The sequence below is a fragment of the Agaribacillus sp. DX54 genome (assembly GCF_056858335.1).
On sequence record NZ_JBXEQE010000002.1, the window covers coordinates 281555 to 305248 of the forward strand.

Below are 23694 nucleotides of genomic sequence, written 5' to 3' on the forward strand. Positions count from 1 at the left end.
GTGAAAAAATTTGAAAATGGATAAAAAAAGTCAGAAGTTTTTAGAATTATACTTAAATAACGCCTCCCCTACAGGTTTTGAAACATCAGGACAACAAATATGGCTGGACTATCTGAAGCCATTTACTGACGAATATTTTACAGACACTTATGGGACGGCCGTAGCAGTTATTAATCCGAAAGCCGATTACAAAGTGGTCATTGAAGCGCATGCAGATGAGATTTCGTGGTTCGTCAATTATATCACCGACGAGGGCTACATCTATGTAGTAAGGAATGGCGGATCGGATCATCAGATAGCCCCTTCGAAACGGGTCAATATTCACACTGAAAAGGGCGTTGTCAAAGGGGTTTTCGGTTGGCCGGCCATTCATGTCCGGGACAGGGCAAAGGAAGAGGCGCCCACGATGAAAAACATTTTCATTGATTGCGGCTGTAATAGCAAGGAAGAGGTAGAAAAACTGGGCGTACATGTTGGTTGTGTGATTACATTTGATGATGAACTGATGGAACTTAATCGCAGGTACTATACCGGCAGGGCCCTGGACAATCGTATCGGTGGCTTCATGATTGCTGAGGTTGCCAGAAAAATTCAAGAAAAAAAGGTGAGCCTCCCTTTCGGACTATATATAGTCAATGCCGTACAGGAAGAAATTGGCTTAAGAGGCGCCCAAATGATAGCAGAACGTATCAAACCCGATGTGGCCATTGTTACCGATGTATGTCATGATACCACTTCCCCAATGTATAACAAAAAAACCAGTGGTTTTCAAAAAGCCGGTAAAGGCCCGGTACTCACTTACGGTCCTGCTGTACAAAATAACCTGTTGAACATGATTATCGAGGTAGCGGAAAAAAAGAAAATCCCATTTCAACGTGCTTCTGCCAGCCGCTCGACCGGAACAGATACCGATGCCTTTGCCTATTCGCACATGGGGGTGGCATCTGCTCTGATTTCGCTACCTTTGAAATACATGCATACCACCGTCGAAACAGCACACAAAGATGATGTTGCCCACGTGATCAATTTAATGTTTGAGTTTTTAAAACAATTAAAATCAGGGCACGATTTCCGGTATATTAAGTAGCAGCATATATTATACGGCAGGTTTATTCGCTATTCAACAGTTTGAATACATAAAACTCCATCAGCTCCTCCAATTCATCCATACTGCCATTTTTCAGGTGGATATCTGTGAGGCTGGGCAGGTGTTGCGCATAATAAAAATGATCATTACCCATTTCCAATAGATTACTGGCCAGTGCTTTGGGATAGGGGAAATCCGGGTTGATCTCCAACAGGATATCGGCGATTTTTTTATTAAGCGCTTTCAGTGTTCGAAAATATCCCTGTTTGTTTTCCTCATCTACCTGTTTTATATGATAGGCTTTTGGCCCTTCCACGACCACAATGCGATGAAGTGCATCCCGGTCTATATATTCTGCGGGGGTGCTCAATCGCACGGTATCTACTATCGTTTTAATAACGATCCTGATCTTATGCTCCGGATCCACCACGTTCATAGAGTTAAAATCTATCCTGAATCGCATCCATTCCCAATACCAGGATAGCAGGTATACCAGAAAAAGGTGTTTGTTTTCAAAATAGCGATAGATTGTGGCCTCAGTCGACCCCATTCTTGCTGCCAGTTTTTTGAAGGTGAAAGACTCCAACCCAATTTCATCGAGTAATGAAATACCATCTTTAATGGCTTTTTTGCCTAGCTTTGATTCCTGTGGATCTTTAAGGAATAAATTTTCGTTAATTTTTATCTGTACCGAGATAGACATGAATATCAACTGCTTTCAAACCTACAAAGATGCAAAAATAATAGTATTATAAAAACATTTGGTAGTAATTTTTGCTTAAACAATAGTAACACTATATATTTGTTTTTTAACCACCCATATAAGATGGTTTCGATAACGCAGCTTCATATCCGTTCAATCACTTCTGCGGGAAGGCTTCTTGTTATTGCTCTGAGTTTAGCCAGTATGTTTTTGGTTTATGACTGCAACTGGTTGGTTGAAAACCATGAAAAATTCGCCTTTTTGATTGATTTTGAGAAAAATGAGCATGAAAATGAGGAACTGGAAGTTGAAATCGACAAATACGTGAAAGACCAGCGTAACATCGTTGATAAGCAACCTGTACTAAAGAAAAGGCCAATCACCCTACACCTGAATATACCGGTATCTTTGTATCCGGATGTTACTACACCACCGCCTAAGGAAGCTATTCGCCTGTTTTTTTGTTAATTACCTTGCGTTGGTGCCATTAGACTTGAACCATTCCGTACCTAAATAACTTATAAGTATTAGTTTGATTGTAACAGGAAAGATTTCATTCCGTTTACAATCAACAAGCTTCTAAAGCAAAAACCTAATAACATGGAGTCACCTAAAAGGCTAAAAGCCGGAGTATTACCCAATCTGAAATACGATTTTCCTGCTAGTATTGTGGTTTTTCTGGTAGCTGTTCCCTTATGTCTGGGAATAGCGCTTGCATCCGGCGCACCACTTTTTTCAGGAATTATTGCAGGAATTGTCGGAGGTATCGTTGTAGGTGTCTTCAGTGGATCACAATTGGGAGTCAGTGGACCAGCAGCAGGTTTGGCCGTAATCGTGTTGACGACCATAGAAGACCTCGGTGGTTTTGATATATTTTTACTGTCGGTCATGCTGGCGGGAGTGATTCAAATTTTGTTAGGTATCGCCAAAGCAGGAATTATTGGCTATTATTTTCCTTCATCGGTGATCAAAGGGATGCTTTCAGGCATTGGTATTATTATAATCCTTAAACAAATCCCGCACGCGTTTGGATATGACAAGGATTTTGAAGGTGATGTGTTTTTCAAACAACCTGACGGGCACAATACAATATCCGAACTTTACTATATGTTAGCGTTTATCAGCCCGGGAGCTATCATTATCGCCGTTATATCCATGGCGATTCTCATACTCTGGGAACAGTCCTTTATCAAAAAGTGGCGCATTTTTCAGATTGTCCAGGGGCCCCTGATGGTGGTTATCACCGGTATACTTTTAAATCTGACTTTTCTTTCCATGCCGCAGTTTTCATTGAATCAGGATCAGGTGGTCAATATCCCTGTGTCAGAAAATATCATTGGCTTTTTGGGACAGTTTTCCTTTCCGGATTTCAGCCAGGTTACCAATCCCCAAATTTATATGGCTGCTCTCGTTATTGCGGTGGTTGCGAGTCTTGAAACGTTGCTTTGTCTGGAGGCAACCGATAAGTTAGACCCTTTTAAGCGTGTGGCGCCGGCTAATCGCGAGTTAAAAGCCCAGGGAATCGGCAACTTAGTTTCAGGCCTGATCGGGGGACTGCCGATCACCCAGGTTATTGTACGAAGCTCCACCAATATTCAATCAGGAGGCCGCACCAAGGCTTCCGCCATTTTTCATGGGATTATTATGCTGGGTTGTGCCATTTCTATCCCATATGTCCTGAACCTGATTCCCCTGGCCAGTTTGGCGGCTATCCTGTTCATGGTGGGTTACAAACTTGCCAAGCCGTCACTTTTCAAACAAATGTATAAACTGGGGTGGAACCATTTCTTGCCTTTTATTGTCACCATTTTAGGGATTGTCTTCACTGATCTTTTATTTGGTATTGGATTAGGTATGGTAGTAGCTATCTTTAATATCTTGAGAAATAATTACAAAAAGCCTTATTTTTTCTATTCTGAAAATTACAAAGAAGGTGAGCCAATCCGGTTCGTGTTGGCCCAGGAAGTCACCTTTTTAAATAAAGCCGCCATTTTGCAGACCCTGAATCACGTACCTGAAAATTCTGAAGTGATCATTGACGCCTCCAAATCGGTAAATATCGATCAGGATGTCATTGAAATTATCGAAGATTTCGGAAGAAGCGCCACCTACAAGAATATTAAAGTGGAACTCATCCATATCAAAGAAAGCGACATGGCCAAAGACCCATTCAAAGAGTTTGAACGTACCATCCTAAACCGCCCTGAAAACAAAAAGCAACTAGTAAACTAAAAGCCCCCATACCCCCCTATCACCCCCTCCATCCAATACCCCCACCCCAATATCCCCATCTCAATACCCCACCCCAACCCTCTATTGTCAATTATCAATTGTCCATTGTCAATTACCAATCCATAACCCCCTGATTTCCTGCCACTTTTACCCCACCCCTTACGCAAAATAGTGCAGAATTATTCTACAACTTGTAAATTTTCTCCGCACAAATTTTAAAAGAGTAATGTTTGGAATGGAGCTTAAATATATGATAATCAATTGATTATAGATAATTCTATTTTTTGGTACAATTTTTCGCTTATCTAAAGACAAATCAAAATGAAAATCAAAATAAAAACTGTTATGAAAGCTAAACTCTTGTTATTATTCATGTTGCTTTTTGCATACGCCTATGCACATGAGCAATCGAATGTTTTAGTTCAGGAAAGTAAAACCGAGATTACCAAAGAACAATTACCTGAAGCGGTAGCTACTGCTATGGAACAAAGCGATTATGCTGCCTGGACCGTTGGAAAAATTTATGAAGTAGCCCCTCAGCAAGAAGGTGGTACCAAACTTTATGAGATTCACGTAACAGGGGATGATAAGGCCATTGCATTGACTTATGATCCTGAAGGTAACCTCCTCAAAGCAGAAGAGCAGGAAGGTTAAGGATAAAATATTTAATCTGCACAAATGTTAAATAGGTGAGGGAGAATATGGCTGACAGGCCATTTTCCCCCTCATTTGTATTTTTGACCTTTGTCATTCAAAAGCATATCTTCATTTAAACAGGTAAAGTGGGCATCGGTTCTTCCACCAGTTCAAAAAGCACTATAAATTTGGCTCCGTGGCCGAATTGACTTTTACACAAAACTTCACCTCCCATAGCGTTGGCATATTTTTTTACAATAGCTAACCCCAGACCTGTTGATTTTTCTTTATTAGTTGGTTTTGCACTTAACTGCTGGTAAGGGATGAACAGCTTTTTTTTATCCGTTTCGCTTAAACCGGGGCCTTCATCGATAATTTCCAGTTTTGCCCTGTTATCTTCCTGATACACCAGCACCTCCACCTTTGATTGCTTGTTTGAGAATTTGAGCGCATTACACAATAAATTTTCAATAATTTGGATGGTATAATTCCTATCGACATTCACGAAGCAGGAATTTTTAGCCAATTTATCGAATATGGTGATTTGTTTTTCTTCCGCCGCTTGCTGCTGGTTATCTACCACACACTGGGCCAAGGCGGCCAGGTCGACAATTTCCTTGTTTAAGTTTATTTTTTTTGATTCGATAGCCTGTAAGTCCAAAGTACGATTGACCAGTACTCTTAGCCTGTCTGTTGAGCCATCAATTTTTTCAATAATTTCTTTACCGCTAATATCCGTTTTGACTGTGATCTTCAGAATATTGATTAAACCTTTAATTTGATTCAGCGGGCTTCTCAGATCATGGGCTACCATGCCGATAAGCTCATTTTTGTCTTCATTCAGTGACTCAAGGTGCTTGTTTTTTTCCATCAAAGCCACCTTTTGCATTTCTATTTCTTCATTTTTTGACCGGATTTCAACAGATTGTTGTTTTAAAAGCCTGTTGGCCTTGGCCTTATTGTTCCTGGATATCAGTAAAATGAGACTTACAAGCCCCAGGGTAATCAATCCTGAAGTTAGCAAATAACTTAAAGTACGTTTTTTGTCCTCATTGAGTATTTGAATTTGTCTTTCTTTTTCAAGTAGCGCCACTTCTTTTTCTTTTTCCTTTAACTGGAGTGTGGTCTTCAACATCCCAATTTGCCGGGAGTTTGCGCTATTAAACAGGCTGTCATGGTATTTTTGATATTCCTTAAGGGCCGGATAGGCTTTTGCGGGTTCCCGCATATCGTTATAGATGCCGTGTTTAATACCCAGGGCCTCTTCAATAGTCTCGGTAGAGGAAATTGCTTTGCTTATGGCGATGGATTTATCAATGTGAGAAAGGGCCCTTTCATGCTTGCCTTGCTTTTGACATATCTTGGCAAACTGAATATGATTTTTACATTTAACCCGCTGGTAATTATATTTATCTGCCAATGCCTGTGATTGGTTCAAATAATACAAGGCGCTGTCTATCTGGTTATCGTTTAAATATACTACGCTTAAATTATGGTACAACTGGCTATGCGAGTAGTAGTAATCTGTGGTAAGGAAAAACTTCAATGACTCTTTTAACAATGTTCTGGCGCTATCCAGTCGATGATTATCCTTGTGAATCAATGCGATGTTTGCATTGGTTACAGCGATCATAATTTGGTTATCAAATCTTCTGGCTATTTCCAGCGACCTGTTGTAATAGGTCAAAGCATCCTTGATATTTTTTTGTTTTTTGTAAATAATAGCGATGCTATTGTAGATATCAGATAGAGATCTGGTATCATTCATAGACTCTATTATTTCAAGTGCTCTGAAATTGTTTTTTAATGCCTCCACATATTCACCCTGGTTACTGTATAACATGCCTGTTCTCTTATATGCCTTGATCAACTGATGCTGATCATCTGCCTGTATGAATAGTTTTTGGGCATTTTTATAGCTGGTAAGGGCCAGGGTGGCATCATCGGTATAGGCATAATAATTACCCAGTTCCAGGTATTGTGTGCCCTGACTGGCCAACAATTTGAATTTTACGGCGGCTTCTATGGCCATTTGATAATGATCGACGACCTTTTTCTTATCATTGAGGTATTCGTAACCGCGGGCCATAAGACCGTAAGCATTTACAATGCCCTGTTCGTAACGGAGTTTATTGGCCAAAGCCAAGGATTGTTCAAACACCCTGATAGCGGAGTCAGGTTTACTACTCATGACGGCATACCCAATATCCTGCAGTACATTTACCCTCGTGGTGTCCGTTGCGGTTTGCAGTACCTGATTAACGCTATTGAGCCGCTGGGCATAGACCAGAATCGGAAAAAACAGTATGCCCCAAACAAGTGAAAAAAATCTATTCATATGATAATGAGGTACTTGTATTATTAAATTTAGGAATGCCAAGATAATAAATGAAGGTTAATTGGCAGCAAAACTTACAACCGATAAATGTCATAAACTGAGATAGTAGGGTTGTAATAATCTTTGAAATCCGGGACTATAATCACCATTTGGGCTTTTAATAAAAAGATGCCATTCGAAGGATTCGACTTTTACATGCTGAATTCTTAGAATTACCCTTAAAACATTACTTCTTTCACGATCCCTTATTAACAATTTTTCATTGACAAACAATTGACAGTCTCCGGCTGTTTTTTCTAATTGCTTACTTTCTTTTTCCGGCAACATGATGTAAAAATTTCCTTGTTCCGATATCAAGTATTCGATTCGCCACTTTAGTACTCACCCAGGCCCCCAGAATGCATGAGTCTGTGCAAACTTTCATGGCAGTTTTGTTTTGCCATACAGTGAATTTTTTGAATTGAAAATAATCGTTAGGCATATTAATTTTGCGTAAACCCACGGTCTTCCAATAACCGGTTTCCTTGCGCAGCCGCCACCGCCAGTGCATCACACCTTTCATTTTCCGGATTACCGGCATGTCCTTTTACCCATTTGAATTTTACTTTTTGTTTTTTATAGGCGGGAATAAACCGTTTCCATAGGTCCTTATTTTTTTTGTCTTTGAAATCCTTTTTAACCCAGCTCCACAACCAGCCTTTATCTACCGCATCCACCACGTATTTGGAGTCAGAATAGATCGTAACCGGTAACTTTTCTTCTTTCAGGGCCTCCAAACCTACAATCACTGCCAGAAGTTCCATTCTGTTATTCGTTGTTTTTTTGAAGCCTGCGGATAATTCTTTGCGATGTTTTTTATATTTTAACACCACCCCGTACCCCCCGGGACCTGGATTTCCCCGTGAAGCTCCATCAGTGTAAATGGTGATCATTGATAAAAAATTAGATTAATATAATAGTGATTGGTTATACATTTCAACTCTCAAATTACAGGAATATTGTATATAGTATCAAGAGAGAAGGACAGGATTAATAATTCCGATGGCATCTTCTGAAGCCGGATTATACTTAAATAATATTTTAAGGTCACTAAATCCCAGCCTTCTACAGACCTTGTCAAAGGTATTATTCAAAGGTTCGTTTAAAGAACTTTTGACAAATTTTAATTTCCCTTTCTTTTATAGCGGGAAAATTGGCGACTCTAATGGTACTTTCTTTTAATTCCCCATATCCTTGTCCTAAAATAATTCCGGCCTGTTTAGCGTTTTGATGTACTTTTTCAATCAGTTTTTGGTTGCCCTTGATGCCTATTACAGTATGTGACTGAACCTCCGGGTTAGGGTTCAACAGCTCGAATGCTTCGAATTTTGACAAAAAATCCATCCAGTCGTTGAATCGCTCCAGTGTTTTTTTATGGGTAATATTTACGTTAGGAGCTGCTTTCATAACACGTTTAAGCAGGTAGATATTTAAAACATTTGGCGTGTGCGTGGTTTGATAAGCAGCCATTTTTTCAACCATGGCCAACAGGCTGTTATAGTGTTTTTGACTATTGATGTTTTTAGCGTGTTCGATGGCTTTTGGCGAGCAGATCATGAGTCCCAAACCGGCAGGAAGACCAAAGCATTTTTGTACGGAAGCGAACCATACATCGGCATTGTCAATACTTAGCTTAATGCCTGCCAAAGAGGAGGTGGCATCTACCGCTATCAGTTGGTTATTGTATTTTTCCCTGATTTTACTGATTAAATGGTTGGGGATCTGAGTGGCGTTGGAAGTCTCGTTTTGGGTTATGCAGATGACTTCAGCGTGATCAGGAACGTTGATATCACTGATTGGCAGTAGGTTGCCAAAAGGGAAGTGATACCCGGTTGATTTAGGATGCAGCTTTTTGGTGTAGGTAAACCATCTTTGCCCGAATGCCCCATTAAAGATGTGATAGCTACTTTTTCTAATCAATGACTGGGCAATAATTTCCCAGGTTTCTGTGGCTGATGAAGTATAAAAAATGCTGTAATCGCCCGGTATGTTTAGTTTCTTTTTCAGTAGTTTGATACAGAATTTGGATATTTCTACAAATTCCGGACTCCGGTGATTGATACTAACCACGCCCTCCCTGTAAGCATCGAGCATATATTTTGGAATTTTGGCGTTTACCCGCGAGGGACCTGGATAGAAGTTAAGCATACATTTATTTTTGGTTTACAAAATACAACAAAGCTGTTTCATATCCATCCAGGCCAAGACCTGAAATTATGCCAACGCAATTTTTGCTTAACAGGCTTTTGTGTCGAAAATCCTCGCGGGCATAAATATTGGAGATATGCACTTCAATTACGGGTGTGTCGATAGCTGCTATGGCATCGGCAATAGCCACGGAAGTGTGGGTATAACCACCGGCATTTAGAATGATGCCGTCATAGTCAAAACCTGTAGCATGCAATTTATCTATTATCTCTCCCTCAATATTTGATTGAAAGTAGGCAAGGTCTATATCACTGTATTTTTGACTGATTTTTTCAAAAAAAGTATTGAAACTATCCGCACCGTATATACTTTTTTCCCTTACCCCCAATAAATTCAGATTAGGGCCATTTAAAATAAGGATCTTCATAGCGTTTCATTAAAATGTTAAAGCAATTTGCTAATTTTATCATCATGGAATGGAATTATAGTATTAAACAATTTGAACATTATCTAAAACTGGAGCGTTCGTTGTCAGCTAATTCCATAGAAGCCTACCTTCATGATGTTATAAAACTAAAACAGTTTCTCGAAATCTCCAATTCCGGTCTCGGTCCCGATGCAGTAAGCAATACAAATATCAGGGAATTTATTGAATACATCAATGAGATGGGCATGTCGGCTCACAGCCAGGGGCGCATCCTTTCAGGGCTTAAAGCATTTTACAAATATCTTTTGCTCGAGGAAATCATCGATGAGGACCCCACCACCTTTATTGAGGGCCCCAAATTGGGCCGTAAACTTCCCGATACCCTCAGTTATCATGAAATCGAGCAGATTTTGAATGCCATTGACCTTTCCACGCCTGAAGGGGCCAGGAACAGGGCCATGCTGGAGACGCTTTACAGTTCCGGGCTGCGGGTTTCCGAGTTAATTGACCTGCGGATATCGAACCTTTACCGGGATATTGGATTTATCAGGGTATTTGGTAAAGGCAACAAAGAACGTCTGGTACCTGTTGGCAGCGATGCTTTGAAGTATATGACCGTCTATCTGGAGGAGGTCCGTTGTCATGTAACCGTACAAAAGGGCTTTGAAGATTTCATTTTCCTGAACAGAAGGGGGCGGAAGCTGAGCAGGGTCATGGTTTTTACGATAATCAGGGATTTGGTGAGCAAACTTGGCATGGAAAAGAAAGTGAGCCCGCATACTTTTCGCCATTCTTTTGCTACCCACCTGATTGAGGGGGGGGCTGATCTGAGGGCCGTACAGGAGATGCTGGGCCATGAGTCTATTACCACAACGGAAATTTATACACATCTCGACAGGGACTACCTCAAACAGATTATCCGGGAATTTCATCCGAGAAGTTAGATTTTATCAGCCTGCACGACGATTTGATACTCCTCTTCCGGCAGCGTGACCTGAGAGCTTGGAAAAGGCAAGACATCCGGAAGGGTAATTTTTAAGTCGCCTAAGATTACAGAAGACTTTTCAGGTTCGCCTTCCTTTAAAACCAGGTTAAATGTACCTGTTATGTACAGGTCACCAATGGTTCTAACGGCCACCTCAACCCGCCCTTTATCCCCACAATTTGCATCTGAAGGACACCGGGAATCCTCGACAAGTTCCTGGAATTTAATAGAGAATCTTGTGTTTTTGAGGTTGGCGTTCTCATTCAATGCTAGATGTGTCTTTTCACCTGCTTTCCAACCCTTATCATTTTCTTCACAGGCAAACGTGAAGTAAAACAACACAATTACCATCATCATGCAAAAACTAATTTTGTACCTCATAAAACCCACAGGTTAAGTTACTTTTCCAGCAGACACCCGATAATTACATTTGGTTGCCGTAATTGGTGTTGATTTTTCCTATTTTTGAGCAAACTTTTATAAAGCGTGTATAAAACACTTTTAAGGCCTTTACTTTTTCTTTTTGACCCGGAAAAAATTCATCACTTTACCCAAATGCTGGTGAAGTTTTTATTTAAAATCCCCGGAGTCAGTTGGATATCCAGGCAAATTTGGTGCGTTGACGATCCGAAACTAAAAAAAGAAGTTTTTGGTTTGACCTTTCCTAATCCGGTGGGTCTTGCCGCCGGGTTTGACAAAGATGCCAGGTGGGTGGATGAATTAGCAGACATGGGTTTTGGCTTCATAGAAATCGGGACCCTCACACCCAAACCACAACCCGGCAACCCAAAACCCAGGTTGTTCAGGTTACCGGAAGACATGGGATTGATCAATAGAATGGGCTTCAACAATGAGGGGGTGGAAATGGCTGTCAGACGCTTAAAAAAGCGGAAAAGCAAGGTGATCGTTGGCGGAAATATCGGTAAAAACAAAACCACCCCCAATGATATGGCTATCAGTGATTATCTGACTTGTTACCGGTCCCTTTATCCTGTAGTAGACTATTTTGTAATTAATGTAAGCTCTCCAAATACCCCGGGTTTAAGAGAATTACAGGAGAAGGAACCCCTCAAACAGCTCCTGAGGTCCATCATGGAGGAAAACAGTAATATGCCTTCGCCAAAACCGGTTTTATTGAAAATTGCTCCGGATTTGAATAATGAACAGTTGGATGATATCGTTGACATAGTAAATGAAGTAAAAATAGATGGTATCATTGCGACCAACACCACCATCGCCAGAAATGGCCTCGTTACCGATAGTGTGGAGATTGAAAAGATTGGCATGGGAGGATTGAGTGGAAAGCCGGTCAAAGACCGGTCAACAGAGGTAATTGGCTATATTCATGAAAAATCACAAGGCTCGATACCGGTTATTGCGGTGGGAGGTATTTTTTCCGGCCAGGATGCGCTGGAAAAGCTTGAGGCCGGTGCCTCTTTGGTTCAGGTGTATACCGGTTTTATCTATGAAGGACCTGCTATTATAAAAAAAATAAACACTTTTTTGCTCGCCAATAAGTGTTAACTTCGAATTTGCGCCCAATTACGTTGTAAATCATTAGCCATATATCACAGAAGGTAATTCCGGGAATTAGCAGGCATATACTTTATTTTATATCACAGATTTCATTAGTTTTGTAAACAGAAGTGCGATAAATGGCCAAAAATACCTATAAATCCAATACTTTTAAAAAATCTAAAAAGCAAAAAAAGTCCGTAAAACTGAAGCCTGGCTTTATTTCAGATAGAAGGTTTCATCTTGCTTTTGGGTTTTTGTTACTTTCGGTGTCCGTCTTTCTGCTGGTCTCCTTTATATCCTATTTATTTACCGGCAAGGCAGATCAAAGTGTCGTGGAGGCTATCGGTGAAACCGGCCTGATTAATTCAGGCGTTGAAACGGAAAACTGGTTTAAATTGCTCGGGGCACTGGCTTCACATTATTTTATCTTCAAGTGGTTTGGCATAGCATCGTTTCTTATTTCGCCGATTTTGTTTTTGATAGGTTATAAAGTAGTTATTGGAAAGGAGATTCTTCCGATATTCAAATTATCGAGGTTTGCCATATTTTTTCTGCTATGGCTGAGCACCTTGTTGGGGTATCTGGTGAAAACCACCGAGGGTGTCAGTGAATGGAGTTTTCTGGGAGGAGGAATAGGATTTGAAATTGCTGTGATACTGGATAATTTAATGGGTTGGGGAACCTTTCTGTTGCTTGCCTTCCTGCTCATTATATTTATTATCTATTTTTTTAATATTACCACAATTCTCGGTTTAGATATGAAGGTTAAGGATGGAATCAGGGACCTCGACCATCAAATTGGCCGCAGCATCAGGGAAGCGGGAATAGACAGGGATAGGGAACCTGAGTATGCTGAAACCGGGGATTCTGATGAAAAAAAGATCAAAGGTAAAGAGGTGGAACTTACTGATACGGATTTGGACCTGGAACCGTTTGTATATGATAAAGCGGCACCCCGTGATGGAAAACCCAGGTTTGAAGTAGATTTGCCGAAAACAGACCAAAAACTCCCGGGTTCAGGGGCTGAGCCTGTTCAGGAGCCTGATTTTCAGATCAACCGGCAGGTAACCAATGAAAAGCTGGCTGACAAGGTGGAGAACTACGATCCCACCCTCGATTTACCACAATACCAGTATCCTACACTGGAACTGCTAAATGCATATAACTCGGAGAAAGTGCAGGTAACCAAGGAGGAACTCGAGCAAAACAAAGAAAAAATCCTGGATACACTCACTAATTTTAAAATAGGGATTTCCAGGATTAAAGCGACTATTGGCCCCACGGTCACACTTTATGAAATCGTACCTGAAGCAGGTGTCAAGATCTCCAAAATCAAAAACCTGGAGGATGACATTGCCTTAAGTCTGGCAGCGCTCGGTATCAGGATTATCGCCCCTATTCCCGGCAAGGGAACCATTGGGATTGAGGTTCCGAATAAAAACCGGGAAATGGTTTCTATCCGCTCAGTTTTAAGAACGGACAAATTTTTAAAAAGCGACAAAGAGTTGCCGGTAGTTTTGGGAAAAACAATTTCCAATGAAGTGTTTGTAACTGATCTGGCTAAAATGCCCCACCTTTTAATGGCCGGGGCTACCGGGCAGGGTAAATCTGTGGGCCTTAATGTAATCCTGGCGTCCCTGATTTACAAGAAACATCCTTCGCAACTCAAGTTTGTACTGGTCGATCCGAAAAAAGTAGAGTTAACCCTTTTCAACAAAATAGAAAGACATTTTCTCGCCACACTTCCGGATTGTGAAGAACCCATTATCACGGACACAAAAAAGGTTATCTATACTTTAAATTCCCTGTGTATAGAAATGGATAACCGATACAATCTCTTAAAAGATGCCGGTTGCCGTAACCTGAAGGAGTACAATAATAAGTTCGTCAACCGCCGGTTGAACCCCGAGAAAGGCCACCGGTTTTTGCCTTACATTGTGCTGGTTATCGACGAATTGTCAGATCTGATGATGACTTCAGGCAAGGAAGTGGAAACACCCATAGCCCGACTCGCCCAGCTTGCCAGGGCTATTGGGATACATTTGGTGGTAGCAACGCAAAGACCCTCTGTGAATGTGATAACCGGTTTGATCAAAGCGAACTTTCCCGCCCGCCTGTCGTTCAGGGTTACCTCCAAGGTGGACTCCAGAACTATTCTGGATACTGGTGGTGCGGAGCAGTTGGTGGGACAGGGAGATATGCTATTGTCGCAAAGTTCGGATATCACACGGTTGCAGTGTGCTTTTATAGATACCCCTGAAATTGAAGCCGTATGTGATTTTGTAGGTGAGCAAAGAGGATATGACTCCGCTTATCTGCTGCCTGAATTTGTGGGTGACGAAGGTGGGGATTCAGTTACTGATATCGATCTTGTGGAACGGGACACCCTCTTTGAAGATGCGGCGAGATTAATTGTTTTACACCAACAGGGCAGTACCTCTTTGATACAAAGAAAGCTTAAATTGGGCTATAACAGGGCAGGCCGGTTAATCGATCAACTGGAAGCCGCAGGAGTGGTCGGCCCTTTCGAAGGTAGCAAGGCCAGGGAAGTCTTAATACCCGATGAATACAGTTTGGAACAGTTATTGAATGAGATGAACAGTAATGGTAATTAATCAATTAAAAAAATAGTAAATTAAACTGTCAAATAAATTTTTTCCGGATTAAGCTGGAAATGTATAAATGTACTGAACAATGAAAAAAATAATGATGATTGTATTGTTGCTTGTAGGATATGCAGGTGTGGCCAATGCACAATACGATACCAAGGCTAAGAAAGTATTGGACGCAATGAGTTCTAAATACAAGTCTATTCCGTCCTTCAAAGCCAAAATTTCTCAACATTTGGAAAATGAAGAAGAAAATATCGACGAAAAGTTTAATGGCGAAATTACGGTAAAGGGAGAAATGTTCAAACTGGTATTGGCCGGTCAGGAAATTTATAATAACGGAAATACGGTTTGGACTTACCTCGAAGAGGTAAACGAAGTAAATATTGACAACTACGACCCGGAGGAAGGAGAGACTAATCCATCTACTATTTACAACGCCTACAAGGACGGTTATAAATATGTATATCTCAAATCCCAAAGCATGAGTGGCAAAAACTATGATGTTGTAGACCTTATTCCGGAAGATAAAAACTTGCAGTATTTTAAAATAAGAATGGTTATTGACCAAAAAGACAAGCTGCTGAGAAGTTGGAAAATGTTTGACAAAAACGGGAACAGATACGAATATTCAATCACATCTTTTGATCCGGAATATGCTGTAAACAGCGACTATTTTAAATTTGATCCTAAAAAATATCCGGGGGTTGAAATCATAGACCTGAGATAGGCGATCGGGCCTGTTTTTATTACTGTCACTATGACCAAAGAAACCCTGAAACGGGAAATCCTCGATAAAAGATCGTATTTATGTGTGGGTTTAGACACAGATATCACCAAAATACCTGTCCACCTGCTTAAATACGATGATCCGGTCTTTGAATTCAACAAGCAGATCATCGACGCCACGCAAGACTTGTGTGTGGCTTACAAGCCGAATATTGCATTTTATGAGGCGTATGGTGCCAGGGGTTGGGAAAGCCTTGAAAAAACCCTGGCTTATATCCCGGATAATATTTTTACCATCGCAGATGCCAAACGTGGTGACATTGGAAATACTTCGAGGCTTTATGCCAGGGCTTTTTTTGAGCAAATGGATTTTGACGCTGTAACGGTAGCCCCTTATATGGGATGTGACTCTGTTTCTCCATTTCTTGAATTTCAAGGGAAATGGGTCATACTTCTGGCACTTACGTCCAATGACGGAAGTGCGGATTTCCAGCACCTGCCGATGGCTGATAGTAAAGGCAAACTGTATGAGCAGGTGCTGGAGGTCAGTCAGCAATGGGGCAGCAATGAACAATTGATGTACGTGGCAGGTGCCACTCAATCCAGCCATTTCGAAAATATCAGAAAAATTGTGCCTGATCATTTTTTATTGGTTCCTGGCGTTGGTGCCCAGGGAGGGAGCCTGGAGGAGGTTTCCAGGTTTGGCATGAATAAAGATTGTGGATTATTAGTTAATTCAACCCGTGGCATCATTTATTCCGGTACCGGTACCGGATTTGCCTCTGAGGCCAGAAAATCAGCGCAGGAAATTAGCCATCAAATGGACAATTATTTGGAAAAATTTCTTTAAATTACCTTCACATTTTTTAGGAAATCCCCCAAAGTCATTTTTTAACCTTTATGAGATATGAAAGAGGATTTTCCTGTTTTTTTATGGAAGTACCAGTACTTTTCCAAAAACCGACTTACCACCACTCACCATGAGCAGGTAAACATTTTTAACCCGGGCATTCAAAACCATGATGCCGGACCGGATTTCAGTCAGGCGAAAATTAAAATCGATGGCATCAATTGGTTTGGCCACGTTGAGGTTCATGTTAAATCCTCACACTGGAAACAGCATAAACACCAAACCGACCCTGCCTACAACCGGGTTATCCTTCATGTGGTTTGGGAAGATGACATGGCGGTTTATCGTAATGATGGCAGCCTGATCCCTACCCTTGAATTAAAAAACAGGGTAGATTTCGATCTCTACAGAAAGTATAAATACCTGACGCAAAACCTGGAAACAATACCCTGTAACCACGTTATCGGCAAAGTTGATGCTATAATTATCCGCTCCATGTTGGACAAGACGGTGATTGGCCGACTTGAAAGAAAGGCAGGTGATATCATCCGGTTAATTGATAACAAGCTCACCTGGCAGGAGGCTACTTATCGGTTACTGGCCCAAAACTTTGGTTTTAAAACAAACAAGGAGGCCTTTTTAAGATTATCCGAAAATCTGCCTTTAAAGCTGCTCCTCAAGCATCGCAACAATATATTTCAGGTTGAAGCATTACTTTTTGGTGTGGCCGGATTTCTGAATGATCCTTTAAAAGATGAATATTTCAGAAGATTAAAGAATGAATATCAGTTTTTGGCCCATAAATATTATCTGAAGGGTAAAGAGTTAAACAAGGTAGAATGGAAATTTTTAAGAATGAGACCTGGCAATTTCCCTACCATCAGAATAGCACAATTTGCGCAGTTTTTCCACCGGAATAAAAATTTGTTTTCTGTTTTTAAAGAAGTAAATTCATGTCAATTTTTAATAGATAATTTGTCCGTAAGCCAGTCGGCATATTGGCATAATCATTACTCTTTTGGCAAATTTTGCCGGTCATCAATTCCGGGTTTGGGTAAGGAAAGTATCTATAATATCATCATCAACACGGTGGTCCCATTGAAAGTGGCTTATGGTCTGATTAAAGAAGACCGGTCCCAAATCGATCATGCGGTCCGGTTATTGGAGAAATTGCCACCGGAAACCAACAAGGTGACCAAACTGTGGAAAAATCTGGATGTCAAAATCGAAAGTGCTTTTGATTCACAAGGGTTGATTGAATTATTTGATAATTTTTGTCTTGGTAATAAGTGCTTAAATTGTAATATTGGGATTTCAATAGTTAAGACTACATGAGTTTCTTAAAGATCCTGGCTTATATTTTCAATCTTACCTTACTGGGATACATTACCTATTTAATCTACAACAAGGTGAAAACCTACCAGTTGGGCAGGTATTTCATTCCGGGTTTAATAATCAAAGTAGCTGCAGGTATTGCTGTTGGCCTCGTATATAAGTATTATTATATATCAGGTGATACATATGCATTTTACGAAGAGGCCGTGAGACTGGTAAATATTGCCTACCGGCACCCTGTCGATTACGTTAAGATTCTGCTGGTGAATGAAATTCCTGATCAGTTTGCTGAGTTATTAGTAATGAAATTTCAACCCAGGGCTTTTTTTACCGCTAAATTGGCAAGTATTGTTAATCTCATTACCTATAACAATTACTGGTTGACAGGAATCTATTTTTCATATTTTAGCTATTTGGGTATGTGGTATCTGGCAAACATGCTGGCCAGCAAATTTGAGGATACCAAATTTTATTCGGCAATTGCTTTTCTGTTTTTCCCTTCGGTGCTATTCTGGAGTTCCGGGGTGACCAAGGAGAGCCTTGTGATGGGCTGTTTGTGTTTTATTGTCGGTTTTTCTATTCCATATCTTATTATATCCCAGAAAATATCCTATCCCCGGATTATACTGATGGCTTTGTTTCTGTGGATTTTGTTAAAGTTGAAATATTACTATGTCGGCGTTTTGATACCGGTTATGGCAGCCAATTTTATCGTGGCTTTCCTCAGGCTTAATTTTAAGTTCGTACAAAAAAACTACTATACCCACTTTGGCTCATGGCTCCTTGTTTTTACCTTAATATTGCTATTTGCCTCTACCATTCATCCTAATTTAAGGGCTGAAAATTTTTTGCAAAGTGTCGTTACCACCCACAATCAGATTTATGAACTGTCCTCCCCTGAGGATTTGATTGCTTATAACAAACTGGATCCGACGGTTTCAAGCATTTTAATCAATTTGCCAAAAGCACTATATTCCGGCTTATTCAGGCCCAGCCTGCTCGATGCAAGGACCATATTTCAATATTGGGTCGGCTTCGAAAACCTTGTGCTATTGATACTCACCATTGGCGCCCTTTTCCGGATTTTTAGGAACCGGGAATTTCCGCACAGAATACTGATTTTTTCCATGGTGGTCTACATATGTATTCTGGCAGCTTTTATGGCCTTGTCATCACCTAATTTCGGTACCTTGGTCAGATACAAAATAGCCTTTCTGCCCTTTTTTATTTACCTCATCATTCTTAACAATCCCATGGTGGATAAACTTTTCCAGCTTTTCAAACTGGCACCTAAAACCTGAACTTTTCCCTTTGAAAGTACAAGCTGGCATTAGTCTGAATTGCCACGGTCAGCCATTCGTTTCAAAAATATGCACAGGACATTTTTTTATTTTGCAGTATGTGTTAGATCATCTTACCTTTGCCTTCTTAATTATCACTTTCAATGGAAAATCCTGTAATAATATTTGGCGCAAATGGAATCGCCAAGGCTGCCCTGGAAATCTTTAACAGCCATGAAGTGGTTGTATTTGGTTTTCTGGATGATGATGTGTCATGGCATGGTAAAGAAATCAACGGCGTGTCGGTGCTCGGTGCCACTGATGACCACGGGTTCCTTAAACTGATTGGTAAAAAGACCGAAGCATTTGTAGCTGTTGATGAAAATGCATACCGGAAAGGTCTGGTAAAAATGATTAATGAAAAAAGAAAAAAAATGCCGGTTAACGCCATTCACAGCTTTGTCCATATTCCTGAAAGTGTTTTTCTGGGGCATGGCAACTTCATCAATGCCGGTGTGGTGGTTGGTGCCAGTGCCAGGATTTCGAATCACTGCCTTATCAACTCGGGTGTTGTGATTGATCATGATGTCGAATTGGGCGATTTTGTCCAGGTCGGTGCCGGAAGTGTGCTGAACGCCGGCGTAAAGGTTGAAGCCGAAGCATTTATCGGATCAGGAGTCACCATTGTTTCCGGTGTAACCATAGGTGAAGGTGCCAGGGTAGGGGCCGGGTCGGTGGTAGTTGCTGATGTGTCGAAGGGTCAGACCGTATTTGGTAATCCCGCCTCTCTGGTTGCCGGTTAGACCGGTATCAATTCGTAATGATAATTTAAACCATTGTTAATTATTTATTATCTATATTAAGTTTTGATTTAGTTATACAATTTTTACTTTTATTCATGAGCAAAGTTTCCCAAGCAGATTTAATCATCAACCCCGATGGTTCGATTTACCATCTTAATTTAAAACCTGATCAAATAACCGATTTTATCATAACAGTCGGCGATCCGGGAAGGGTTTACCGGGTGAGCCAGCATTTTGATGATATTGAATTTGAAATGAATAAAAGGGAGTTTATCACACATGTCGGTAACTATAAGGGAAAAAGAGTAATGGTAATGAGCACAGGCATGGGTACCGACAATATAGAAATTGTGCTCACCGAACTGGATGCGCTTGCGAATGTAGATTTTAAAACCAGAAAGGTAAAAGATAAGAAACGCAAACTACAGATTATCAGGATCGGTACTTCCGGCAGCCTGCAGATCGATTTAAAATGCGGCAGTTATCTGGTGTCAGATTATGGTGTGGGTTTTGATACATTGATGAGTTTTTATGACCTTCCACAGACTGAATTTGAAAAGCTGATCGTAAAAGAACTCAAGGAAAAGATTGACCTTCCTTTTCTGCCTTACTGTGTGAAAGGTTCTGATGAGTTAAAAAGGAAATTTGCTTTTGATATGATTGAAGGAAATACCGTTACCTGCCCCGGGTTTTATGCGCCGCAAGGCAGGTATATCAGGGTAAAGTCAAAATTTAACAACCTGATCGAAGACCTTAATTATTTTCATTACGACAATTTCTGGCTAACAAATTTTGAGATGGAAACCGCCGGTTATTACGCACTGGGCCGTCTGTTGGGACATGAAATCCTGAGTGTCAACGCTATCCTGGCCAACAGAATTGAAAACAAGTTTTCTAAAAACCCTGCGAAAATTATTGACTCCCTGATTGTGAAAATCCTGGACAGAATCTAATCTTTGGTGGCTTCTTTAGCACGTGCTATGGCTTCATCCATGGATTTGCTCACGGCCAGAATTTTTTCTTTCTGGTCTTTATAATAATTCAGGCTTTCCTCGGTGTCATCGTTTTTATATTTCGTTTCAAATTGTGCCATCCATGACATCATGGCCTCATCAGCTTCTTCTAATTGTTCCATTAATAGTATAAACTCTTTTTGAGATACACTATCTACCAGGCCTACCTTAAATAAACTGTCATTTTTTTTGGTTAAAGACTTTTTCAGGGTATAAATTTCACTCATTCTTGCCATCGCCACATCATGTAAATCCATGGTCTCTTCGAACAGCGTCGTAGTTGGATTTTCCTTTTTTTGCTGGCATCCGTTAAAATGCGCGATTAATATGATTACAAAGCAGGTTTTTATGAGGGTGATAATCTTATTCATGATTAATTGATTGGTTAATTTGATAGGTGCAAATTAATAAAGGAGAATCAATTATGATTGAATTGGCGAAAATAAAAATTTCCTGAAACCTTTCGGTCCCAGGAAATTTCGATCATGAAGTTTGTTTTAAACGCTAGTCAAAATCTGTATTCGATTCTCACAAACATAAAACGGTACATTGTTGCTGTTGAGGGTTTTATTAATTCTCTTTTTAATTAAAATTTATCTTGTCCACATCCTCCCAGGGAATATAGGTCGGATCACCTTTGCCGTTGAAAACCAATATGCCGTCATTATCATCTGTTACATCCTGGGAGTCTGTCAGTAGTATTTTCTTGATGACCATGTTTCCCTGTTGCGGTTCAGGTAATCCCGGTTCTCAGCCGACAGATACCTTAGATTCTCGTTCCCGGGCTTGGAAGAATTAAACATGTCAAACCAGAATACCTCTTCCTTACCCCACCTGATGTTGCCCGTGTAGGTATTATCATCGATAGTAGTAACCTTACCATAAATGAAACCGGCGTCGGATTGTGCCCTTACATGCATCAATGGGTTTAAAAGAAGTAATGTGATGAAGGATAGAAATAAGTCGGGTAGCGTTTTGATCCTCATAATCGGCAGCTTTTTTGATTGGTTACTTTAAAAATGTGAAATGCCTTCGGTATATAGAAGCGAAGCCTGACCTAGCCGAACATATTACCACTGAAACGGGATATGCAGGGGTCGAGTTTGAGTTTGAGTTTGAGTGTGGGTGTGGGTGTGGGGGTGGGGGTGAGGGTAGGTTTACCTGTCAAGCCAGGCTTTAAATGACGGGGTTTTTTCGGAGCTGATGACGATATCATCGTCAATATGTGGGGTGAGATTTATTTTCAGGCGCCCTTTAAAATACGGATGAATTTCGTTGACCGCTTCTATATGAACTACGTATTTCCGGTTGACCCTGAAAAACTCCTTGGGGGCCAGTAATTTGTCGATCTCCTCCAGGGTATGATCCACAGGATACTTTTTGCCGTCTTTGGCCACGATATAAGTCATCTTGTCATGGGTGAAAAAGTAACCAATCTGATTAACAGGGATGGATTTTATTGTGGTACCTACTTTAACCAGAAATCTCGATTTGTATTCTTTATTGGACTGGCTAATAATATGGGCAATTTTATCGAGATCGGGAAAAGCTATTGCATTTTTCGCCTTTAATTCATGGAATTTATCGATGCTGTTTTTTAGTTTCTCTTTTTGAATAGGTTTCAGCAAATAGTCGATGCTGTTTACTTCAAAGGCCTGGATGGCATACTGGTCATAAGCAGTGGCAAAAATCACCGGACATTTCGGTTTTAACCCCGTAAAAATGTCAAAACACAAACTATCGGAAAGATGTATGTCGCTGATAATCAAATCCGGTTCGGGATTCGTCTTTAACCAGTGCATAGAACCCTCAACAGATTTGGTAATTCCGGCAATTTCAAATTGTCGATCAATTTCCTTTAACATTGCCTCCAGCTTTTCAGCAGCCAAAGCTTCATCTTCAATGATTAATACTCTCATAATTCTTCAATTTCCAATAAAGGAATTTTGATGGTAAAATGGGTAGCGGAACTTTCCACTTGCAATTCCTGATCGGTAAAATAACCGTAGCGGTTGCTAATGTTTTCCAGGCCACTACTTTTTTTGTTGCCCGTGTTTTTTTTGGGTTTTAGATTATTTTTAACAACCAAATATCGATCATTCTCGGTAAATATATTAATGATCAAGGGGCTGGTTTCTGTGATAGCGTTATGTTTGATACAATTTTCTATCAGCATCTGAACACTTAAAGGTGGTATCATTTTCATTTTCAGGTAATCGCTCACCTCCAAATCAATTCTTATATCGCCCTGAAAGCGTATTTTGATAAGATAAAGATAAGATTTAATGAAATCAAGCTCTTTTTTAAGTGTAATCAACTCCGACACCTCGTTTTGCAGAATAATTCTGTATACCTCGGCGAATTTCTCCAGATATTCCTTTGAGAGGTCTTTGTTTTTATCTATTAAGGAGGAAAGGATGTTTAGGTTATTAAACAAAAAATGAGGATCGAGGTGGTTCCTAAGGGCTTCCAACTGGGACCGGACACTCTCTTTCTGAAGTTTTTCTGTCTCCAGTTCTGATTTTTTCCAGGCTTTCAAAAAGTGTATGCCAAAGTAAATAGAAAAGACGGGTAAGATTAACAAAAGGCCATAGATATTGGTAAGCACGACCTGTTCCCAAATGGGAGGATCATTGGTAAACAAATGCTTAAACAGGAAATAGGAGGTATTGATACAAAACAGGGAATAGATAATGGTTAAACCCAGTTGAATAAAAAACCTGGCAGTGACATATTTTCGCCAGGGCAGTTTTTTGTCTAAAAACCCTGAAATCAAACTGTTACCCAGCCACAGCAATAGCGTCAACAACAGGAACCAGGAAATGGTGATATAAAAAGCAACAGGAGGTTGAAGTCTGATTAACGTAAAAATTACAGCACCCCCCAACAACAGGCCGAGGCCTGTGAGAATCCATTTTTTTATTGTCAGGTTTAACCGAAAGACTTTAATCACTAAAGATAA

25 protein-coding genes and 1 pseudogene are annotated in these 23694 nt (G+C 40.4%); 13 read left to right on the plus strand and 13 right to left on the minus strand.

The genetic code is table 11. From position 1 onward, the window contains the following. The first annotated feature begins 16 nt into the window (after positions 1-16). Complete coding sequence (locus tag AC04NP_RS03875; protein WP_482858135.1) at positions 17-1087, plus strand: M42 family metallopeptidase; 1071 nt, start codon at positions 17-19, stop codon at positions 1085-1087. A 22-nt stretch (positions 1088-1109) separates the two neighbouring features. Here AC04NP_RS03875 and AC04NP_RS03880 read toward each other — a convergent pair whose 3' ends face one another. Beyond that, positions 1110-1790 carry a TetR/AcrR family transcriptional regulator gene (locus AC04NP_RS03880; RefSeq protein ID WP_482858136.1) on the minus strand — a complete coding sequence of 227 codons (681 nt, stop codon included), beginning with the start codon at positions 1788-1790 and terminating at the stop codon, positions 1110-1112. A 123-nt stretch (positions 1791-1913) separates the two neighbouring features. Between AC04NP_RS03880 and AC04NP_RS03885 the strand changes: the two genes are divergently transcribed. Together AC04NP_RS03885 and AC04NP_RS03890 are read left to right on the plus strand one after the other, a co-directional pair. Next, complete coding sequence (locus tag AC04NP_RS03885) at positions 1914-2258, plus strand: hypothetical protein (RefSeq protein WP_482858137.1); 345 nt, start codon at positions 1914-1916, stop codon at positions 2256-2258. 132 nt (positions 2259-2390) lie between these two features. Continuing rightward, positions 2391-4022, plus strand: a complete 1632-nt coding sequence (locus AC04NP_RS03890) for a SulP family inorganic anion transporter (RefSeq protein ID WP_482858139.1) — start codon at positions 2391-2393, stop codon at positions 4020-4022. On the opposite strand, the gene AC04NP_RS03895 is transcribed toward AC04NP_RS03890, so the two are convergent. Continuing rightward, entirely contained in the window at positions 4019-4189 is a 171-nt protein-coding gene (locus AC04NP_RS03895; RefSeq protein ID WP_482858140.1) for a hypothetical protein, read from the minus strand. The genes AC04NP_RS03890 and AC04NP_RS03895 overlap by 4 nt on opposite strands. Before the next feature lie 178 nt (positions 4190-4367). Here AC04NP_RS03895 and AC04NP_RS03900 point away from each other — a divergent pair, with 178 nt between their 5' ends. Then, a complete protein-coding gene (locus AC04NP_RS03900) occupies positions 4368-4676 on the plus strand; it encodes a PepSY-like domain-containing protein (protein ID WP_482858141.1) in 309 nt (102 codons plus the stop codon). A gap of 115 nt (positions 4677-4791) precedes the next feature. Here the strand turns inward: AC04NP_RS03900 and AC04NP_RS03905 are convergent, their stop codons facing one another. From AC04NP_RS03905 to aroQ, 5 genes and pseudogenes are all read right to left on the minus strand, one after another. Continuing rightward, the gene (locus AC04NP_RS03905; protein ID WP_482858143.1) at positions 4792-6996 is read right to left on the minus strand and encodes an ATP-binding protein; all 2205 of its coding nucleotides are present in this window, start codon (positions 6994-6996) and stop codon (positions 4792-4794) included. Between the two features lie 346 nt (positions 6997-7342). After that, positions 7343-7477, minus strand: a pseudogene (locus AC04NP_RS03910) (tRNA1(Val) (adenine(37)-N6)-methyltransferase); the annotation flags it as partial. 1 nt (position 7478) lies between these two features. Then, positions 7479-7928 (minus strand): ribonuclease HI, encoded by a 450-nt coding sequence (gene rnhA / locus AC04NP_RS03915; protein WP_482858144.1) that lies wholly within the window; start codon positions 7926-7928, stop codon positions 7479-7481. A gap of 193 nt (positions 7929-8121) precedes the next feature. Then, on the minus strand, positions 8122-9183 hold the full coding sequence (locus tag AC04NP_RS03920; RefSeq protein ID WP_482858146.1) for an aminotransferase class V-fold PLP-dependent enzyme: 1062 nt from the start codon (positions 9181-9183) through the stop codon (positions 8122-8124). Between the two features lie 4 nt (positions 9184-9187). Next, the gene (gene aroQ / locus AC04NP_RS03925) at positions 9188-9610 is read right to left on the minus strand and encodes a type II 3-dehydroquinate dehydratase (RefSeq protein ID WP_482858148.1); all 423 of its coding nucleotides are present in this window, start codon (positions 9608-9610) and stop codon (positions 9188-9190) included. Positions 9611-9654: 44 nt separating this feature from the next. Here aroQ and xerD point away from each other — a divergent pair, with 44 nt between their 5' ends. Beyond that, positions 9655-10554: a site-specific tyrosine recombinase XerD gene (gene xerD, locus AC04NP_RS03930; RefSeq protein ID WP_482858149.1), complete on the plus strand. Its 900-nt coding sequence runs from the start codon at positions 9655-9657 to the stop codon at positions 10552-10554. On the opposite strand, the gene AC04NP_RS03935 is transcribed toward xerD, so the two are convergent. After that, positions 10551-10952 carry a hypothetical protein gene (locus AC04NP_RS03935; protein ID WP_482858150.1) on the minus strand — a complete coding sequence of 134 codons (402 nt, stop codon included), beginning with the start codon at positions 10950-10952 and terminating at the stop codon, positions 10551-10553. The two genes, xerD and AC04NP_RS03935, sit on opposite strands and share 4 nt — an antisense overlap. Positions 10953-11081: 129 nt before the next feature. Here AC04NP_RS03935 and AC04NP_RS03940 point away from each other — a divergent pair, with 129 nt between their 5' ends. From AC04NP_RS03940 to AC04NP_RS03975, 8 genes are all read left to right on the plus strand, one after another. Beyond that, positions 11082-12119, plus strand: a complete 1038-nt coding sequence (locus AC04NP_RS03940; protein ID WP_482858151.1) for a quinone-dependent dihydroorotate dehydrogenase — start codon at positions 11082-11084, stop codon at positions 12117-12119. 131 nt (positions 12120-12250) lie between these two features. Then, positions 12251-14728, plus strand: coding sequence for an FtsK/SpoIIIE family DNA translocase (locus AC04NP_RS03945; RefSeq protein ID WP_482858152.1), 2478 nt, complete (start codon positions 12251-12253; stop codon positions 14726-14728). A gap of 79 nt (positions 14729-14807) precedes the next feature. Then, positions 14808-15452: an outer membrane lipoprotein periplasmic chaperone LolA1 gene (gene lolA1 / locus AC04NP_RS03950; protein ID WP_482858153.1), complete on the plus strand. Its 645-nt coding sequence runs from the start codon at positions 14808-14810 to the stop codon at positions 15450-15452. A 30-nt stretch (positions 15453-15482) separates the two neighbouring features. Continuing rightward, positions 15483-16301 (plus strand): orotidine-5'-phosphate decarboxylase, encoded by an 819-nt coding sequence (gene pyrF, locus AC04NP_RS03955; RefSeq protein ID WP_482858154.1) that lies wholly within the window; start codon positions 15483-15485, stop codon positions 16299-16301. A gap of 57 nt (positions 16302-16358) precedes the next feature. Beyond that, a complete protein-coding gene (locus AC04NP_RS03960; RefSeq protein ID WP_482858155.1) occupies positions 16359-17636 on the plus strand; it encodes a DUF2851 family protein in 1278 nt (425 codons plus the stop codon). Continuing rightward, on the plus strand, positions 17633-18937 hold the full coding sequence (locus tag AC04NP_RS03965; RefSeq protein ID WP_482858156.1) for a hypothetical protein: 1305 nt from the start codon (positions 17633-17635) through the stop codon (positions 18935-18937). Before AC04NP_RS03960 ends, AC04NP_RS03965 begins: the two co-directional genes overlap by 4 nt. Before the next feature lie 143 nt (positions 18938-19080). Further along, entirely contained in the window at positions 19081-19719 is a 639-nt protein-coding gene (locus tag AC04NP_RS03970; protein WP_482858158.1) for a NeuD/PglB/VioB family sugar acetyltransferase, read from the plus strand. Between the two features lie 95 nt (positions 19720-19814). Beyond that, positions 19815-20672: a nucleoside phosphorylase gene (locus tag AC04NP_RS03975; protein WP_482858159.1), complete on the plus strand. Its 858-nt coding sequence runs from the start codon at positions 19815-19817 to the stop codon at positions 20670-20672. On the opposite strand, the gene AC04NP_RS03980 is transcribed toward AC04NP_RS03975, so the two are convergent. From AC04NP_RS03980 to AC04NP_RS04000, 5 genes are all read right to left on the minus strand, one after another. Then, positions 20669-21103, minus strand: a complete 435-nt coding sequence (locus AC04NP_RS03980) for a hypothetical protein (protein WP_482858161.1) — start codon at positions 21101-21103, stop codon at positions 20669-20671. The genes AC04NP_RS03975 and AC04NP_RS03980 overlap by 4 nt on opposite strands. Before the next feature lie 211 nt (positions 21104-21314). After that, the gene (locus AC04NP_RS03985) at positions 21315-21449 is read right to left on the minus strand and encodes a hypothetical protein (RefSeq protein WP_482858162.1); all 135 of its coding nucleotides are present in this window, start codon (positions 21447-21449) and stop codon (positions 21315-21317) included. Further along, positions 21425-21718 (minus strand): hypothetical protein, encoded by a 294-nt coding sequence (locus AC04NP_RS03990; RefSeq protein ID WP_482858163.1) that lies wholly within the window; start codon positions 21716-21718, stop codon positions 21425-21427. The genes AC04NP_RS03985 and AC04NP_RS03990 overlap by 25 nt, the downstream gene beginning before the upstream one ends. A gap of 171 nt (positions 21719-21889) precedes the next feature. After that, positions 21890-22651 carry a LytR/AlgR family response regulator transcription factor gene (locus AC04NP_RS03995; protein WP_482858164.1) on the minus strand — a complete coding sequence of 254 codons (762 nt, stop codon included), beginning with the start codon at positions 22649-22651 and terminating at the stop codon, positions 21890-21892. Beyond that, complete coding sequence (locus AC04NP_RS04000) at positions 22648-23685, minus strand: sensor histidine kinase (protein ID WP_482858165.1); 1038 nt, start codon at positions 23683-23685, stop codon at positions 22648-22650. The genes AC04NP_RS03995 and AC04NP_RS04000 overlap by 4 nt, the downstream gene beginning before the upstream one ends. Positions 23686-23694 lie beyond the last annotated feature (9 nt).